Annotated in this window: 14 protein-coding genes and 2 pseudogenes; 1 reads left to right on the forward strand and 15 read right to left on the reverse strand. The window is 69.6% G+C overall.

Features of this window, described 5'->3' with window-relative positions; all coding sequences use genetic code 11:
* From ADY01_RS40685 to ADY01_RS40690, 6 genes and pseudogenes are all read right to left on the reverse strand, one after another.
* Positions 1–218: pseudogene (locus ADY01_RS40685) on the reverse strand (hypothetical protein); the annotation flags it as partial.
* Between the two features lie 115 nt (positions 219–333).
* Positions 334–3036, reverse strand: a complete 2703-nt coding sequence (locus tag ADY01_RS20270) for an NACHT domain-containing protein (protein WP_053171021.1) — start codon at positions 3034–3036, stop codon at positions 334–336.
* A 136-nt stretch (positions 3037–3172) separates the two neighbouring features.
* Positions 3173–3304, reverse strand: a complete 132-nt coding sequence (locus ADY01_RS41325; protein WP_267888453.1) for a hypothetical protein — start codon at positions 3302–3304, stop codon at positions 3173–3175.
* Between the two features lie 4 nt (positions 3305–3308).
* On the reverse strand, positions 3309–3854 hold the full coding sequence (locus ADY01_RS37220; RefSeq protein ID WP_159001315.1) for a TIR domain-containing protein: 546 nt from the start codon (positions 3852–3854) through the stop codon (positions 3309–3311).
* A 16-nt stretch (positions 3855–3870) separates the two neighbouring features.
* Positions 3871–4347: a hypothetical protein gene (locus ADY01_RS39215; protein ID WP_049575435.1), complete on the reverse strand. Its 477-nt coding sequence runs from the start codon at positions 4345–4347 to the stop codon at positions 3871–3873.
* A gap of 5 nt (positions 4348–4352) precedes the next feature.
* Positions 4353–5008: pseudogene (locus ADY01_RS40690) on the reverse strand (IS5 family transposase); the annotation flags it as partial.
* 326 nt (positions 5009–5334) lie between these two features.
* Here ADY01_RS40690 and ADY01_RS20295 point away from each other — a divergent pair.
* Complete coding sequence (locus ADY01_RS20295) at positions 5335–6456, forward strand: IS630 family transposase (protein ID WP_049575440.1); 1122 nt, start codon at positions 5335–5337, stop codon at positions 6454–6456.
* Between the two features lie 1637 nt (positions 6457–8093).
* On the opposite strand, the gene ADY01_RS20300 is transcribed toward ADY01_RS20295, so the two are convergent.
* The 9 genes from ADY01_RS20300 to ADY01_RS20340 all read right to left on the reverse strand — a co-directional run.
* On the reverse strand, positions 8094–10568 hold the full coding sequence (locus ADY01_RS20300) for a BTAD domain-containing putative transcriptional regulator (protein WP_234320327.1): 2475 nt from the start codon (positions 10566–10568) through the stop codon (positions 8094–8096).
* Positions 10569–10657: 89 nt separating this feature from the next.
* Entirely contained in the window at positions 10658–11101 is a 444-nt protein-coding gene (locus ADY01_RS20305; protein WP_049575445.1) for a pilus assembly protein TadG-related protein, read from the reverse strand.
* Positions 11098–11526, reverse strand: a complete 429-nt coding sequence (locus ADY01_RS20310) for a TadE/TadG family type IV pilus assembly protein (protein WP_049575450.1) — start codon at positions 11524–11526, stop codon at positions 11098–11100. The genes ADY01_RS20305 and ADY01_RS20310 overlap by 4 nt, the downstream gene beginning before the upstream one ends.
* A gap of 2 nt (positions 11527–11528) precedes the next feature.
* Positions 11529–11915: a TadE/TadG family type IV pilus assembly protein gene (locus ADY01_RS20315; protein ID WP_049575453.1), complete on the reverse strand. Its 387-nt coding sequence runs from the start codon at positions 11913–11915 to the stop codon at positions 11529–11531.
* Positions 11908–12126 (reverse strand): hypothetical protein, encoded by a 219-nt coding sequence (locus ADY01_RS20320; RefSeq protein WP_234320326.1) that lies wholly within the window; start codon positions 12124–12126, stop codon positions 11908–11910. The genes ADY01_RS20315 and ADY01_RS20320 overlap by 8 nt, the downstream gene beginning before the upstream one ends.
* 47 nt (positions 12127–12173) lie before the next feature.
* Entirely contained in the window at positions 12174–13064 is an 891-nt protein-coding gene (locus ADY01_RS20325; RefSeq protein WP_049575456.1) for a type II secretion system F family protein, read from the reverse strand.
* The gene (locus ADY01_RS20330) at positions 13061–13990 is read right to left on the reverse strand and encodes a type II secretion system F family protein (RefSeq protein WP_063784296.1); all 930 of its coding nucleotides are present in this window, start codon (positions 13988–13990) and stop codon (positions 13061–13063) included. Before ADY01_RS20330 ends, ADY01_RS20325 begins: the two co-directional genes overlap by 4 nt.
* Positions 13987–15330: an ATPase, T2SS/T4P/T4SS family gene (locus ADY01_RS20335; protein WP_078900445.1), complete on the reverse strand. Its 1344-nt coding sequence runs from the start codon at positions 15328–15330 to the stop codon at positions 13987–13989. The genes ADY01_RS20330 and ADY01_RS20335 overlap by 4 nt, the downstream gene beginning before the upstream one ends.
* A gap of 5 nt (positions 15331–15335) precedes the next feature.
* Positions 15336–16050 (reverse strand): hypothetical protein (locus tag ADY01_RS20340; RefSeq protein ID WP_049575477.1); only part of this gene is annotated, 715 nt, incomplete at its 5' end.

A 16050-nucleotide genomic window follows, 5' to 3' on the forward strand; every position in this document is an offset into this window, starting at 1 on the left:
GGCACCGCCCCAGCGCCCGGTCGCGGCCGCTGACCGGGTGCGGCCACCGGCGCCTGCTCGCTGCGACGCGGCTCCGCGAGGACCTGCCCGACCGTCTCACGGGCAATCACGAACCGCTCCCACGCAGCCTCCGCCTCCCGAAGCTCCGTCCGCAGAACCTCCACCCGCTGCCGGGCGGCACGCTCCCGCTCCTCCAGCATCCCCATCACCGACGGCACACGGCACCTCCACCGAGGAGACAACAGAACACGCCATCACTGCCGCACGACAGCAGAACTATGCCTGACCAGCAGAAACGCAGCGGCCACTCCCGGAAAGACAACGGCTTCTTAGCTAAGCCTGCCAGCGCTCGGGGCGCGCGTCGTACACCACCTCAAGATCCCTGCGGGAGCTCAGGGCCTCCAGGCCGGTTACGGTCTGTCGGGGATGGAGGCGTAGGAGGCGCAGGGCGGCATGGCCAGCCAGCGTGGAGACGTCGAGAGGGGCATCGGCGCGCTCCAGCGTCAGGGTGTGTAGTCGGCTGGCGTGCCTGAGCCACTCCCAGGTTGCGGACTGGTCTGCGGGCACGCTCAGTTCGGTGAGTACGTCCCCGCAGAGTGCCTGGATGAGCGCGACGGTGGGCAGACCGTCGCCGACGCGCACCCGCGCGCGTTCGCCGAGATCGCGCAGCGCCGCCAACTGGTCCTGGGTCGTCACTCTGAAGTAGACCCCGTCATCGTCGAGACCTGCCAGCACACCTTCAGCGTAGGCGCGTGTGGCGAAGCGGTGCCATGAGGACGCCAGGAACTGCCTGACGCGGCGCTCGGGAAGGCGCTGATAGCGGGCCAGGAGCGGAATCGCGGCGTCGCCGCCGATCAGCACGGCCGTCTCCACGGTGCGGCGGGCTTCACTGTCCGACAGAAAATCTGGGCCGGGCAGCTGTTCGAGCACCATGGCCCCGAAGGCCACCAGCTCCGAGACCTCGGCCGATGTCTGGGGCGGAATCAAGGCCCTGACACATCGCTTGACCTCCGCTCGCACGCTCGGATCCAGCTCGGTGGCGTACTCAAGGGCCGCCACGGCCAGCAGGTGCAGGTGCTTCCTGCGGGATTCCGACAAGGCCGTGTCACCGCTGCGGACCAGTTCGAGCAGGAACTCGGCACATTCCTTCGGGCGGGCATGTGCCACGGCCATCCGCACGACGTCCTCCCACTGAGGCTCCTGGGCCCGTAGCAGTAGCAGGGCCGTGTCGCCCTCCTCAACAGCCGCCTTTGCACCCAGGTAATCCTGGAACGTGCGGTGGATGAAGTCGATGGTGCCCTCGCTCGGCTCGCGGAGCAGACCACTGCGCAGCAGCAGGTGCTGGAAGATCTCCGGGGCGTCACCCTGTGCGGCGGCGATGGGCACGCCGGGCAGGGCGTCGGCAATGATCTTTTCCGCGTGCCTGCGGTCGAGTTCCGCCTTGCCGTTGAGGATGAACTTGTAGGCGAGCCGCTGCAGCAGCCGGATCTTCGGCTCTTCGCTCAGCTCGATCCCGTCGGGTGCCCTTATATCGCGCTCACGGTCGCGACGGGAGAGCAGCATGGAAAGTGCCGCGCTGTACAGCTCCTTGCGCGCGTTCGGCAAGTAGCCCCGGCGGTCGCAGTGGAGCGCGCAGATCAGACCGCACATCAGGGGGTTGGTGGCCAGGCGGCCCAAGTCATGTTTGGTGCGGACCGCGGTGATCAGCGAGGATTCGTAGGTGTTCAGCTGCTCCACGTCATCGGGGTGGGCGACGCTGCGCGCGGCCTTGTGCCAGCGGCGGATGAACGCGGTGACGTCAGAACGGCCCATCGACGCCAGGGACAGCTCCGAGAATTCCATGCTCCTCAGCCATCCGTCCCGCACCGCCGAGGGGCGCGAGGTGACCAGCCAGAGATTGCCGCTGTAGGTGCTCAGCAGCTCCTGCAGCCAGGTTCGGGCCCGTCCGCGGACGGCCTCCGGCGCCTCGTCGATACCGTCGATCAGGATCAGGGCCCGGTTCGCCTGCAGAACGCGGTCGACCCAGCCGGTCGGCTGGGCGCCGGCGAGCGGATTGTTACTGTGCGGGAGGAACTCGTCGGGGGCAGGCAGCTCCTTGTCACGCCGGGTGAGGGTACGGATCGGCAGCACGATCGGGATGCGACCGACGAGGGGGGCCAACGACGTGCCGCCCGCACGCAAGACCTTGGGGTCCTGCTGAGCCGTCGTCACCGCCAGCCACTGCACCAGCGTCGTCTTCCCGGAACCGGCGACACCGCGCAGCAGGATGCGGCTCCCGCCGGCGAACGCGTCCTCGACTCGGATGGGGGGCTGCGCCGATCGCCCGCCGACGGCCGCCTGGAGACTCATGTAAGCGGTGCCGAGAGGCCACTGGTCCACAGAGTTGGACAGGTCGATGCCGTAGATCATGAGCATCCCGTACTTGCGGGCGATGTACGCCCGGTACCGGGTCTCGAACTCGGTGTCCTGGGCGAACGGCGACCGCGACCGCTCAAGCAGCTGATCGACCCTGGCGACGGTCTCGGAGAGCACGCGGCTTTGCTCCAGGACGGTGCGCGCCACGAACGTGGACCGCTGGGTGAAGAAGTGCAGGATGTGCAGACATGCAGTCTCCACGACGGTGTCGTACAGCATGGCCGCGTTCGCGGAGAGGGCGCGTGTTGCGCCCGGCTGCGTGTTCTTCAGATTGCGGGCCAGCGCGAGGTGACCGAGTGCGACGGCCTGTACATCGGCCATGTCGATGTCGCCCAGACCGTGCAGGGTATTCGCCACGGCGAAGGCGACGGCGACTTCCTCGGACTCGTCGATCGGCCGCTCGCCCGCCGCGGTGATCACGCGCCGGACCAGCTCCGCCGCCAGCTTTTCCAAGTCGGTCCTGGTGAGCGTGCGCTTCTCGCCCCGGAAGGAGACGAGCGACGAGATTCGCGTCGCGCCGGGAGCCAGACCCGCCCCTGGCCCCTCCCGCACGAAGAGCTTTCTCACCAAGGGCCCCGCGACGGCTGAGGCCAGACGCCCGGCCACGAATCCCGCGTCCATCCCCGCTTCTCCCCTCCCCCATGAGAAGGCATCCAGAATAGCCCTTCTGAGCGCTCCCTACCGAGGGTTCAGGTTCACGGGGCATCCCGGATTCAGCCGCCGTGCGGGATGGTTTTCCCGTTATCCGAGGGCGAGTTCAGGCGTCCCCTGCCTTCGTGTCCCGGTCGCCCCGCCGCAGCAGGCGGTCGCCAATCTGGCCTGGCCCGGGATCGAGGAAGAGTTCGCCTGGCTCCACGGCGGCCTGCTGCGGCGCATCGGTCTGTTCCACGAAGTCACCATTCCCTACTCGGTGCGGTGCTGGAACGACGGTGTCCAGACGAAGATCGAGATGACATACGGGCACGGGTTCCCGCCGAGCACAGCACCAGTTCAGTGATCTTGTCCGCCAGTCGCCGTACGTCGTCCCCGAAAGCCCGGTGGGTTACGTGCGTTGCTTGGCCGTGCGCCAACCGCGCGATGTCCGGCGCGAGCTCGGCCGCTTCGACGGGGCGCGCACCCTCGAGCAGCACCTGCACCACGGGGATGTCCCGTTCTAACGTACGGCGGACCCAGTCGTCCTCCCGGTCCACCAGCCGCCAGCCGCTGTCCGGGTCCTCGGCGAGCCAGTCCGGCCCGATGAGCACCAACAGGATCCGTGCTTCCTCGAGAGTCTGCCGAATCGCTTGCGGGTAGCGCTCGCCGGGCCGCATCGAAACACAGTCGCGGAAGACGCGCTCGTGGCCGAAGGCATGTGCTAATAACTCATAGCACGCTGCCGCTCCGTATCCGGTGTTGGCCGTAAGGTAGTTGACGAAGACTTCGACGTTGCCATGACTCACCAAGGTGGAGTTCCGTTCACTCGTCCGCCTGTTGGAGCTCGCGAGCGCTGACGCTGCCCGCAGCGGCGAGAGAGTCAACGATGACGTCGTACTGTCGGCGCGCCTGACCGTCGAGTCGTCCGGACTCGTGCAGCGAGCGGAGCCAATCGACGAGAAGATAGACGTCTCGAACTACTGGACCGCTCTGAGGCACAGCCAGCGCGCGGATCCATGGCAGGCCGAGCGCCAACTGCTCGTCAAGGGGCGAAGCCCTGAGAAGGCCGATGAGGTCGTCGACGGCGTGCCGGGAACCGATCGCGCTCGGGAGCCACCGGTCCACAAGGGCGGCGAGTTCCGATGCGGTCAACCAGCCCTCGTGCGCGTTCTCGACCGTCTTGTTGATTTCCTTGTCGTAGCTGACGGGCGCCGGGGCGGGGATGAGTGCTCCGACGGCACGAGCGGCGCTGTAGGACGGCCTGCCTCGTGCGTGGGAATCCGGGAGGTCGAGGACCACACTTAACCGTGGGGTACCCCGCGCCGGGCGATTACCGGCTTGATCCCGCGTTTCCACAGCAGGCGACGGTACTTGTCGTAGTCGTAGCCACGGTCGGCGAACAGCTGCCGCGGCCAGTGACGGGGCCTGCCGGTGCGGCCCTTGATGCGCGGTATAGCGTCGAGCAGGGGCAGCAGCTGCGTGACATCGTGCCGGTTGCCGCCGGTCAGAGTGATGGCCAGCGGAGTACCGCGCGAGTCGGTGATCACATGGTGCTTCGAGCCCGGTCTGGCGCGGTCGACCGGGCTCGGCCCTGTTTTGGGCCGCCTCGACGTGCCTGCCGGTGCGAGCCGTTGATCACCGCCCGCGACCAGTCCAGCTTCCCCGCCCGGTGCAGCTCGGTCAGCAGCACCTGGTGCAGCCGGTCCCACACTCCGGCCTCATGCCAGTCCCGCAGCCGGCGCCAGCACGTCATTCCGGACCCCAAACCGAGCTCCTGCGGGAGCCACTCCCACGGGATGCCTGTGTGCAGCACGAACAAGATCCCCTGCAGGCACTTGCGGTCATCCAGCGGCAGTCGGCCCGGGTTCCGCACCCGCCGGGACCGCACCGGCAGCAACGGCTCAACCCGCGCCCACAAGTCATCCGTCACCCGCCACGGCGGGCCCTGTCCCTTCCCCACGGCCCGTTCAACGAGGCACCTCGAAACAGGACATGGGTCCACGAAGCCTTTCTGTTAGCTCCTCTTACACGACCAACCCTTTGTGGTGGCTCCTGCCGCGGGCACGAACCTGCGGCCAGTCGGTTCAGCGCTTCAACGGCACCACCGCTTCGATCATCAGCACACGGCCGTCGACCGGCCGCTTCGGCTGTTCCCTTGTTCTGGGTGTCCCGTTCAAGGAGCTGGTCCGCGCCCACGAGCTAGTGCTGTGACTGGGAAGGTTCGCCGGGTTGGTGGTCGTGGCGGTTGGATGGGCAGTGACGTTTGTTGCGACCGCTGGAGGTGTGGTGGCCGAGCCTGTGCGGGTGCGCAGACTGACCGATCAGGAAGGGCGGAAACTGCAGCAGATCGTGCGCCGGGGCAGCACCAGTTCGGTGCGCTACCGGCGGGCGATGATGCTGCTGGCGTCCGCCGGCGGGAACCGCGTCCCGGTGATCGCCCAGCTGGTCCAGGCCGACGAGGACACGGTGCGGGAGGTGATCCACCGGTTCAACGAGATCGGCCTGGCGTGCCTGGACCCTCGGTGGGCGGGAGGCCGTCCCCGCCTGCTCGATGATGACGAGGAGGACTTCGTCATCCAGACGGCCACCACCCGCCCCGCCCGGCTCGGGCAGCCTTTCACCCGCTGGTCGATCCGCAAACTCGCTGCCTATCTGCGCCGTGTGCCCGGCCATATGATCCGCATCGGCCGTGAGGCCTTACGGTGCCTGCTCGCCCGCCGCGGGGTCACCTTCCAGCGCACCAAGACGTGGAAGGAATCCCCCGACCGCGAACGCGACGCCAAGCTCGACCGGATCGAGCAGGTGACCCAGCGTTTCCCGGACCGGGTCTTCGCCTTCGACGAGTTCGGCCCCCTGGGGATCCGGCCCACCGCGGGGTCGTGCTGGGCCAAGCAGGGCAGGCCCGACCGCCTGCCGGCGACCTACCGCCGCACCCACGGCGTCACCTACTTCCACGGCTGCTACTCGGTCGGCGAAGACCGGCTGTGGGGCGTCAACAACCGCCGCAAGGGAACCGCGAACACCCTGGCAGCCCTGAAATCGATCCGTGCGGCCCGCCCGGACGGGGCCCCGGTCTACATCGTCCTGGACAACCTGTCCACCCACACCGGAGCGACGATCCGCCGCTGGGCGGACAGGAACAAGGTCGAGCTGTGCTTCACCCCGACCTACGCCTCCTGGGCCAACCCGATCGAAGCCCACTTCGGCCCGCTGCGGCAGTTCACCCTGGCCAACTCCCACCACCGCAGCCACCCCGCACAGACCCACGCCCTGCACGCCTACCTGCGCTGGCGCAACGCCAACGCCCGCCACCCCGACGTGCTCACCGCCCAACGCCGAGAACGCGCCCGCATCCGCAGCGAGAAAGGCATCCGCTGGGGCGGACGCCCCCTCCAACCCGCAGCCTGACCAACCCGGCAAACCTTCCCGGTCACAGCACTAGAGGGTTCGCAACGCGAGCGCCAGCTGCCGGCGGACAACGAGGCCGACACCGGTTCCTCATCACCCCTAGAGGGTTCGCAACGTGTATCGCGCGGATCCTGACGGCGTTCTTCGGCCGGTCGTTCCTCATCACCCCTAGAGGGTTCGCAACCCGTGATCACGGTGCGGGTGCACTCCTCCGCGCTGCGGGTTCCTCATCCCCCCTAGAGGGTTCGCAACAGGACCCGGCGGACCGTCCGGGGGTCGATGCCGTACGTTCCTCATCACCCCTAGAGGGTTCGCAACGAGGCCGCGTGACGTCCGGAGCCGCGGAATCTCCCGGTTCCTCATCACCCCTAGAGGGTTCGCAACGCGGCTTGTTGCTCCGCCTCCTCCAGCCGCTCCCGTTCCTCATCACCCCTGGAGGGTTCGCAACGCTTGCGGTTGACCTGCTTGCCCGTGCGGAATACGAAGTTCCTCATCACCCCTGGAGGGTTCGCAACGCGGCGACTTCGACGTGCTGCTGCTCGTGCACACGGGTTCCTCATCACCCCTGGAGGGTTCGCAACGGCCAGGCGATGCCGTTGGCGACGCGGCCGGTGCCGGGTTCCTCATCACCCCTGGAGGGTTCGCAACGCCCCTTCCGGCCGGGGGTGGCCCAGCCGATCGCGTCGGCGTTCCTCATCACCCCTGGAGGGTTCGCAACGCGTCCGGCCAGAACTTCTCGTCCATCTCGAAGGCGGTTCCTTATCGCCCCTGGAGGGTTCACGACCGCTGCTGCGCTGGCCGTGGGCTGCGCCGTGGCTGTACAGGTTCCTCATCAATTCCCCCAGGATTACTGCGATGTTCAAGTCAATCCCGGGGTTGTCACGCCCAACGTGCTCCTCATCATCCCTGGGGGATAGACAAAGCTTTCCTTCCCAACTTCAGGGTTTCATCAAGGACGCTCACGGGTTCGATGCACGGCATCGTTCCCTCCTCGATGCATGGAGTGACGTCACCCCGGTTGCCCTCGACATTGCCAAACCCAGTCGGCCTAAGATGCGCGCGCTGCGGCGTGTCTCGGCAAAAATAAAGTCCGTGCTGATGCAGAGTCGGCTTGACGGCGACAGACAGGAGTACCCGCCCGTGAACATCGATGCCTCAACAATCCTATTTGCAGTGACCCTCACAACATGCATGACCTTGAGCTGTTTCTCGCCACGGCGACAAGGACGACTAAGACTCATGGCGTGTCTCGCCCACAGGCGCACGTGCATCCTGCACCTGGACTGCTGCCTGGAATGCCTCTGAAGAGTTAGCGAGCCAGCCCAAGTGGCACGTCGATCTTCTGATGGCCAGCGCATGCACACCCTCTAGGGCTGATGAGACGACGGGCGACGCGACTCCTTGCATGTTGAGAACTCTCTAGAGTTGATTAACGCGAGAGAGACGCCCACCCATTGAATTTCGGTTGCGCTCGCTGGAGACGATTTTTGCTGCGTTTAGCCCATACCCAACCTTCTGACTCTTTACTGGAGTGATGATGCACGGCACTCCTTCGCTTGCCAGCATCCGCTTCTTCGCCATCTCCTTAGTCACTTGGTTCATATGCGCCAAGGCAGGCCATACGGCACATCACGAGCTTACGGTGCGATAGTTCTTCTGAAATCCTTAATGACCCTTGCCGACCTGGCGGAGAACGCCAGGTCCGTCGTCGCGCCGGTCGGGCTGGCGTCGATTTCATTGAGGTGGCGTGTGAGGCGTTGATAGGTGTGTTGGGCGGCTTCGGGTTGGCCGAGGTCGTGGTGAAGGTGCATGATGCGTTGACAGATGCTCTCGTTCGTAGGCTCCCAGTTGGCTGCATGCTCCAGCAATGTCAAAGCCTGTTGCGGGTCGGAGTGGTTGAGGGCGTGGTCGGCCAGGGAGATTGCGGCGCCAATGGCCTTGTGGTGGAAGTGCTCGCGTACCTCATCTGCCCAGGGGTAGTCGGCTCCGTCGCACAGGCGGCCGTGGTAGACGTCGAGGGCTTCCCGGAGGGCAGCGGCTCGTGCGTCAGGGTGGGGAGCTCGGGTGGCGCGGCTGATGGCGGTGGTGAAGGTGTCGACCTCGGTGTGGATGGCCTGGGGGTCGAGGCGGTGGCGGTCGGCGGTGTGGAGGATGAAGGCGGCGCTGCGGCTTCCCGTTGTCTGGCGCAGGATGCGTCGGACGGCGCGGCGGAGGTTGACGAGGTCGCGGGTGGCTCGTTCGGGGTCGTGTGAGAGCCGTAGTGCGTCGGTGAGGGCTTCGGTGCGCAGGCCGGCGGGGTGAGCGGCGAGGATGGCGAGGAATTCCTTGGCCGCTTCCTTCATGCTGAGTGTGACTTCTTCGTTCCTGAGGTGGAGGGCGAGCCCTCCGAAGAGGCGGATCGTCAGGGGTGGCTTCGCGGCTGCGTCTTCCTGCTCCGGGATGGTCGCAGTTTGCTGGCTGCCGGTGTCCGGACGGGGTTTCTGCTCCGGGGCTCTGTGTGGTGGTGGGGCGGTCATCGGCGTGTGCGCGGTCAGGGCGGCGATGAGTTCTCGCGTGGGTTCTGGGGCCAGGACGAACATTCCGCTCCGCGACAAGGCACTGCTTTCGGGCCCGGAGGTGTGCTCGACGGTGCCGTCGGCGGCCAGGTGGGCGGTGTTCGCCAGTTGGTCCCCGGCAATGGCGAGGACGGCCAGCTGGCCGGAGGTGGCACGGTGCGCAATGGCGGCGGCCTCCGTCGGGAGGTCGGCGTTGAGGAGCAGGACGTCCATCAGTTCCGTGGCGGCACGGCCGTCGTCGGAGGCGCGGGCTCGTTCGACGGTGGTGGCCTGGGCGATGCGGAGTGCTTCGTCCGCGTCGGCGGCGCGGTACCAGCCGGGGACGTGGGGGTGGAGGCCGGGCAGGAGGGTGTCGGCGAGTTCTTGTGTGGTGATGAGGCGTACGTGCGGGGCCTGTGGGACAACGCGTGGGGCGGCGCTGAGGATCGCGATGGCAAGGGCGCGGGCGGCTGCCGGGGCGCCGGGGCCGGTGAGGTTCCATCCGCCGGGTGTGGCGAGGGCCGTGAGGGGGATCTCGGTGCCGTCGCGTTGGGCGCAGGTGACGGTGCCGGGCGGAGCGGGCTGCTTCGGTGGCGGGCGGCGTGTGATGCCGGCCTCGTGGGCGTCGGCTTCGTCATGCTCGGCTCGTTGTGCGGCCAGGGCGGCGTGGGTGGCGGCGCGGACGGCGTCGGACAGGTTCGGGCGTTCGGCAGGGAGGTCTGGCTGGCTGTGGCGTCTGGCTCGGCGGCGGGCGAGGGCGACCGCGGCGGCGATTCCGGTGGCGGTGCTGATGCCGATCAGGGATGCGGCGCCGACGGGGATCTGAACGGGGCGTTCGCTGGCCGTGGGAGCTGGTGGCGTTTCGACGGCGCGTTCAGTGTCCTCGGTGTCTTCCGCCGGTGCGATCGCCCGGTCGTTGTCCGTGTCCGGCAGGGGTGGGCTGCTGTCCTGGGGGTCGGTGTGTGCGTCGGTGGGCAGGTGGAGTTGCCAGCCGGGTGTGAGGAGGTCGGGGTCGGTCAGCCGTCCGCCGTCCGGCTGGGTGAGTGTGGTGGACAGTGCGTAGATCTCCGGCCAGCGGATCGGGTCGTCCAGGTGGCGTGCGGCGATGTTCCAGAGGGTGTCTCCCGGGCGAACGACGTACCGGACGGCGCTCTCGACCCGGGGCGATACGTGTTCGGCTGCGGAGGCGGATCGTGCGTCTGCCGGAAGGGGCGCGGCTGTCGCGGTGACCACGTGGCCGAGTTCCGCCGCGTGAGATGTTGCTGGGGTGCGCCAGGCGAGGGTGGTGAGGACGATGGCGCCGATGCATGTCGCGATCAGCAGCCGGGGTGCGGACACGGTCTCCAGGTGCGCGGCATGGAGGGTGCGGTCGCCGCGTAGGCGGGGCAGGTGGCGCAGGTACCAACTGGCCTCGCGCAGCACCGTGGTGGCGAACGCGGCCCAGCAGATCCAGCCGATGAGGGCCAGGAGTTCGACGGCGAGCGGATCGCTGATGGGCTGGCGTAGGCGGTTGGCCAGGTCGTGGGGTGAGGTGGACGGGTCGGGCCAGGGCGCCTCGGCCGCCAACCACAGGACCATGGGCACGCCCGCGAGCAAGACGAGGAGTGCGAGCGCGGCGAGGGTCGCTGACGCGGCCGAGCGCCATCGCCTCGGGGTAGCGGTTGAGGTCACGGTGTCGCCCCGGCCTGGGTGGTGGCGCGTTCGGCGTGTGCAGTCGCGCTGCCAGTGACGGTCAGGTGGCTCAGGCCGGCGAGTTGGAGGACCTGGGTGTGGAGTCGGTGGGTGACGTGGACGGTGACGGCGTCGCCGTGAACCTTGACCTGTGCGGTGTCGCCGGTGGCGGTGATGTAGTCGCGGGCGGCGGCTCGGGCGCGGTCGGGGTCGAGCCGGGTGGTGCCGTTGTTGCGGAGGGCTTCGAGGTCGAGGCGTTGGGCTCCGGTGCGGGCGGCTTCCTGGGCGTTGTCCATGGCCCGGGTCTTTCCGGCGAGTGCGAGGCCGCCGTCGACCACGATCCCGGTGAAGAGCCACAGTCCGAGGAACGCTCCGATGACGAACGCGGTGACCTGCCCGCCATCGTCGGCGGCACGTGGGAGTGGCCGGGGAGCATTCACGGGGTGCTCCGGTAGGTGTCGATGGGCGAGGTGCTGCCCGCGGAGAGGGTCAGGGCGCCGGGCAGTCCGGTGCCGAGCAGGTCGCGCAGGTCGCTGTGGCAGGAGACGGTGGCCGTCACCGCGCTCCCGGGAACGAGGCGCTGGTGGTTCAGCTCGACCGTGTGGGAGGCGCAACCGGCGCCGGAGGCATCCAGGGCCGCGGCTGCCGCGTCCTGCGCCGCCCGTTCGGCCTGCTTGCCGGTGTGGGTGAGGGAGGCGGCGCGGGCGGCGTGGTGGGCGGCGTCCTCGACGCGGATGCGGGCGTCGGTGAGTCGGCCGAACCCGACGGCGAGCAGGACCAGGAGGATCAGCAGCGGGGTAAGCAAGACCAGTTCGACCGTCGCCGATCCTGTGTCTGAGGTCGGCGGTTGCGGAGCTGCGTGCATGGTCAGTCTTCTCGCAGGGTGAGGAAGCGCTCGACGGGGCCTTCGGCGTGGCCGGTGACCCGCAGGTCCAGGCCGGGGATGACGGGCAGGACGCTGCCTTGGACGTCGACCGAGGCGGTGGTGGTCGTTCGGTCCGCCCGCACCTGCGGGTCGCGCAGCACCCGGCCGCCGGTCGCCTTGAGGGTGGCGCGGGTGGTGTCGGCTCCCTGGCCCGAGGTGCCATCTGCGGCGCGGGCGTCGGCCAACCCTCGGGAGGCCGCCGCCTGGGCGATGTGCTGGGCGTGCCAGGCGAGGGCGAACTGGACGGACAGCAGAAGCAGCAGCATCAGCACGGGCGTGAGGACGACGAGTTGGGTGCTGGCGGCGCCTCGGTCGGCGCGGTCATTCACCGGTGTACTCGGCCTCAAGGTCGATTCCCCGGGTGCGGGCGAGGACCTTGGTGGTGATGATCCCGGCCGCGGCGATGCCGAGCACGGCGAGGATCGCGGTGATGACCATGGTCTCGGTGGTGTAGCCGCCGTCGGTCGCGAGGCGCCGGCGCAGCTGGTCGGCGCGGGTGCGCATCGCGGTGAGCAGGTGGTTGAGCAGGAGGGTGAGCACGGCTGGATGTCTTTCGCGAAGAGGAGGGGCAGTTGGGGAGAGAGGGGTCAGAGGCCCGCGAGGACGTGGGAGAGGGCGGGGGTGCCGATGAAGATGAGGAAGCCGAGGAACTGGAGCACGATGGGCAGTGCCATGCGTTCGGTGGCGGCCTGGGCGGCGCCCTCGGCGTCGGTGAGCTGACGGCGGCGCATGGCTCGGGCTTTGGCTTCCAGCGAGGTGCGGACCTTGGCGCCTTCGGTACCGGCCAGCGAGATGGTCGCGGCCAGTTCGGACAGCTCCGCCACGCTGGTGCGTTCGCCGAGGCGGCCGAGGTGGATCCAGGGGCTGGTCCTGGTGACGGTGGCGGTGGAGATCTCGCGGCGGATCTGCGCGGCGGCCCAGCCGCGCGGGGCGCGGGATGCGTCATCCAGGGCCTGCTGCACACCGGCGCCGCCGGCCAGGGCGATCACCGTGAGGTCCAGGACGACGGTGAGCGTGTGCCGAAGCTCCGCGCGCCGCCGCCGGGCCAGTTGCCGCACCTCCGCGTCCGGCAGGAAGAACAAGCACCCGGCGAGCAGCAGGCTGGCGGAGGTGGGGAGCCACCATCCGGCCCATGAGCCGGTGCCCAGCGTGAAGAGGCCGCAGGCCACCCAGGGGGCGAGGAGCCCCACTGCGGCGCTGGTGGCCTTCGCCGCCAGGTACGCCTCGCTCGTGCGCTCGGCCAGGTGCAGGTCGGCGCGCAGCGCGGCGGTCGGCAGCCCCAACGCCCGCAGCCCGGGGACGGCGCGCGTTCCGCAGCGCACCAGCATGGTGGCGCGATCGCGGCCCTGGACTGCGGTCGCGGCGGGCTGGCTGAGCGCGGCCAGGAGCGAAGCCAGTGCCGGGCGTGGCGGGCGAAGACCGGCGGCGAGAACGACAAGTCCGGCACCGAACACGGCACCCAGAATGATCGCGGTCATGGCCTGCTCACCGCCTCCCGCACCTGCACGGACACAGATGGGGACGAGGCTGCGGGCGGCGGTGTGACGGGGATGAGGAGGCGGGGGGCCTCGCGGATGGCGGCGATGGAGTGGAGCCAGGCGAACGACACGGCGAACAGCCCACCCGCCGCGGCGAGGGCGAGCTGCCCGGCGGCGCTGTCGAACGGCTCCAGGTAGGGGCGGTTGAGGCACACCAGCCCGGACGCGAGGGCGATCGTCGTGGCACAGCACACCCTCACCGAGGTGCGCGCGCTGGCGCGTCCAGCGGCGATCCGCTGCCGCATGGCGACCTGCTCGCGCACCGACTCGGCCAACGAGCCCAGCAGCGGCGCCAGATGCGCGGCCTGCCGCCGTGCGGCCATCAGCAGGCCCGCGACGACAGTGTCGGCAGCCGGGTCGTTCATCTCCTCGGCGAACGCCTCCAGCGCCGCGGGCAGCGGCTGACCAGCGCGGATCCGGCCGGCCAGGGCCTTGACCTCCTGCCGGACACCGGCGGGGGCGACATCGGCGGCGGCAAGCAGCGACTGCTCAAGACCGGCCGCGGCCGAGAGCGTGTCGCGCAGCATCTCGGTGAAGGTCGCGATCGCCTCCATCCGCTCCAGGCGCCGAACGGCCTCGCGGTCCGGGCCCAGCAGCGTCGGCAGCGTCACGGCTCCGACCGCCACCAGCAACCCGGCGACCGGCCACCCCGTCAACGCAACCACCACCACACCGGCGACAACGGCACCGAACACTCGCGGTCCGCGCAGAGCGGCAGGGATCCGGACTACGAACGCCTTCCAGCGGTGCGCCCGTTCACCTTCCACAGGTCTGCGGGCCGCGCCCGCGATCAGCAGGGCCAGCCCCGCGCCGGTCCCGGCGCCCAGCAGCGCGCCGAGTGGTACGGCCATGGTGTCGAGGTTCACGCCGCCCACCAGCCCCTGCTGAACGCGGCGCTGTCCAGCCCCGCCGCGGCGAGTTCCTCCAGCGTCTCCGACCGCAAAGGGGTCCCGGGGACCGCCCGGCCGTCCGGCCCGGGGCGGAACACTTCGTTGGACACCACCTGGACCCCATCGGCGTCCAGGACTTCCCGGATGGAGTCGACGACCCGCCTGCGAGCGGTGTCCCATCCGAGGTGGATGACGAAGTGGACCGCCGCGGCGACCATGAGGTTCGTGGCCTCCAGCGAGAGCCGTTCCGGGGACTGCGCGGCGTAGGCGGCCAGCTTCGTGAACACCCCGCGCGAGGTGGAGGAGTGGATCGTCGACAAGGAGCCGTCGTTGCCCTGCGACATGGCGTTGCACATCGGCACGACCTCCGCGCCGCGGATCTCCCCGACGATCACCCGGTCCGGTGCCATCCGCAGGCCCCAGCGCACCAGTTCCGCCTGGTCGACCGCCCCCTGCCCCTCGACGTTCGCCTCACGGGCCTGCATGGCCACCACATCCGGATGCGCCCGCTGGTCCTGGTCAAGACCAAGCTCCAGAGTGTCCTCGATCGTCACCAGGCGTTCCTGCGGCGGGATCTCGGAGGCCAGGGCCCGCAGGAACGTCGTCTTCCCGACGTTCGTGCCGCCCGCCACGATGATGTTCTTCCCCGCGCGCACCAGCGCCGCCAGCAGGCCGGCCATCATCTCGTCGCACACGCCCAGCCGCACCAGATCCCGCAGCGTGACCGTGGCGAAGCGGTGCTTGCGGATGGACAACGAGACCCGCTGCGTGACGGCCATCGCCGCGAACATCCGCGAGCCGTCCGGCAGCCGCACGCTCAAACTCGGGCAGCCCCGGTCGAAGCGGCGCTCCTCCACCCCGCTGCGGGCGCCCAGCAGCCGCACCAGCTCGATCAGTTCCGCGTCAGAGCCCGCAACCGCGGGCCCGCGCCGCTTGCTGCCGTCCGCGCAACGCAGCCACACCCGGTCGGCGCCGTTGACGAGGATGTTCTCCACCTGCGGGTCGGCCAGCAGGCGTTCCAGGACGCCGGCGCCCAGCAGCCGGTCCAGCACGCGCTCGGCCACCGCCGCCTCCGCCGCCTCCTCGGGCGTCGGACGCCCGGCGGCAAGCTCCGCGCGGGCGAACCTCTCCAGCTCATCCGCGACCAGGCGCCCAGCGCTCTCCCGGTGCCCGCTCTCGTCCTCCGGCGGCAGGCCCGCCGTCTCCCGGGCATGCGCGTACTGCGCGAGCCGGTCCGCCACCCGCGCGGCGACCGCCTCCACCCACGCCTCGTGCGTGGGCGCCACCTGCACCGGCACGGCCGCCGGGTCCGTCACCGCCCTCACCGGGTCGCCACCTCCGCCCCGGCCGCCCGCTCCCCAATACCGCTCGGGAGGAACGGCTTCGGCTCCCCCGAGATCAGGAGCAGCACGCGCTGGGTGAGTTCCTCGGCCGCTGTCAGCAGCGCGGAGCGCCGCCGCCCGGAGCCGCGCAGCTGCCCCAGCTGCATGCCGCTGAACACCGCGGCCGACCGCGGCGCCCACGGCACCATCACGACCTGGTCGATGCCCACCGCGGCCGTGATCTCCCTGGGCGCATACGAACACGGGCCGACCACCGCGAGCACCAGCCGTTCCCCCTGCTCGGCGAGCGCCTCCCGGCAGGCGAAGACATGCGCCAGGCAGTCCACCCCGGCTCGTGTCACCAGCACGACCACGTCCGCGAGCGCCACCACGCCCTCGGTGAAGCTGTGCACACGGCCGACGTCCAGCACGACCGTCCCGAGGTCCTCATCACCTCCCCGCAGCACCCGACCGTCATCCGTCCCCAGGAGCCGCACCGCCTCCCGGCACTGCCCGGCCCCCGACGGGGCGAGCACCGCCCGCACCCCGAACGGCAGCTCCTGCGCCGCCCCGAGCACCGACCCCGGATGAGGCCGCCGGGCCGCGGCCGCGACATCCAGCAGCCCCGGCACATGCGAACGGGACAGCCGGGCCGCCACATCACCACCCGCCGCATCGGCCTCCACCACCACCGGCCGGCCCTCGCCCCCGGCC

This window comes from Streptomyces sp. SBT349, assembly GCF_001083795.1.
Taxonomy (GTDB): Bacteria; Actinomycetota; Actinomycetes; order Streptomycetales; family Streptomycetaceae; genus Streptomyces.

Excerpts from the sequence above, each read along its gene's own strand:
- ADY01_RS20270 (WP_053171021.1), bottom strand. The coding sequence starts at position 3,036 with ATGGACGCGGGATTCGTGGCCGGGCGTCTGGCCTCAGCCGTCGCGGGG.
- ADY01_RS20300 (WP_234320327.1), bottom strand. The coding sequence starts at position 10,568 with ATGGTCCTGTGGTTGGCGGCCGAGGCGCCCTGGCCCGACCCGTCCACC.
- ADY01_RS20310 (WP_049575450.1), bottom strand. The coding sequence starts at position 11,526 with ATGCACGCAGCTCCGCAACCGCCGACCTCAGACACAGGATCGGCGACG.
- ADY01_RS20325 (WP_049575456.1), bottom strand. The coding sequence starts at position 13,064 with ATGACCGCGATCATTCTGGGTGCCGTGTTCGGTGCCGGACTTGTCGTT.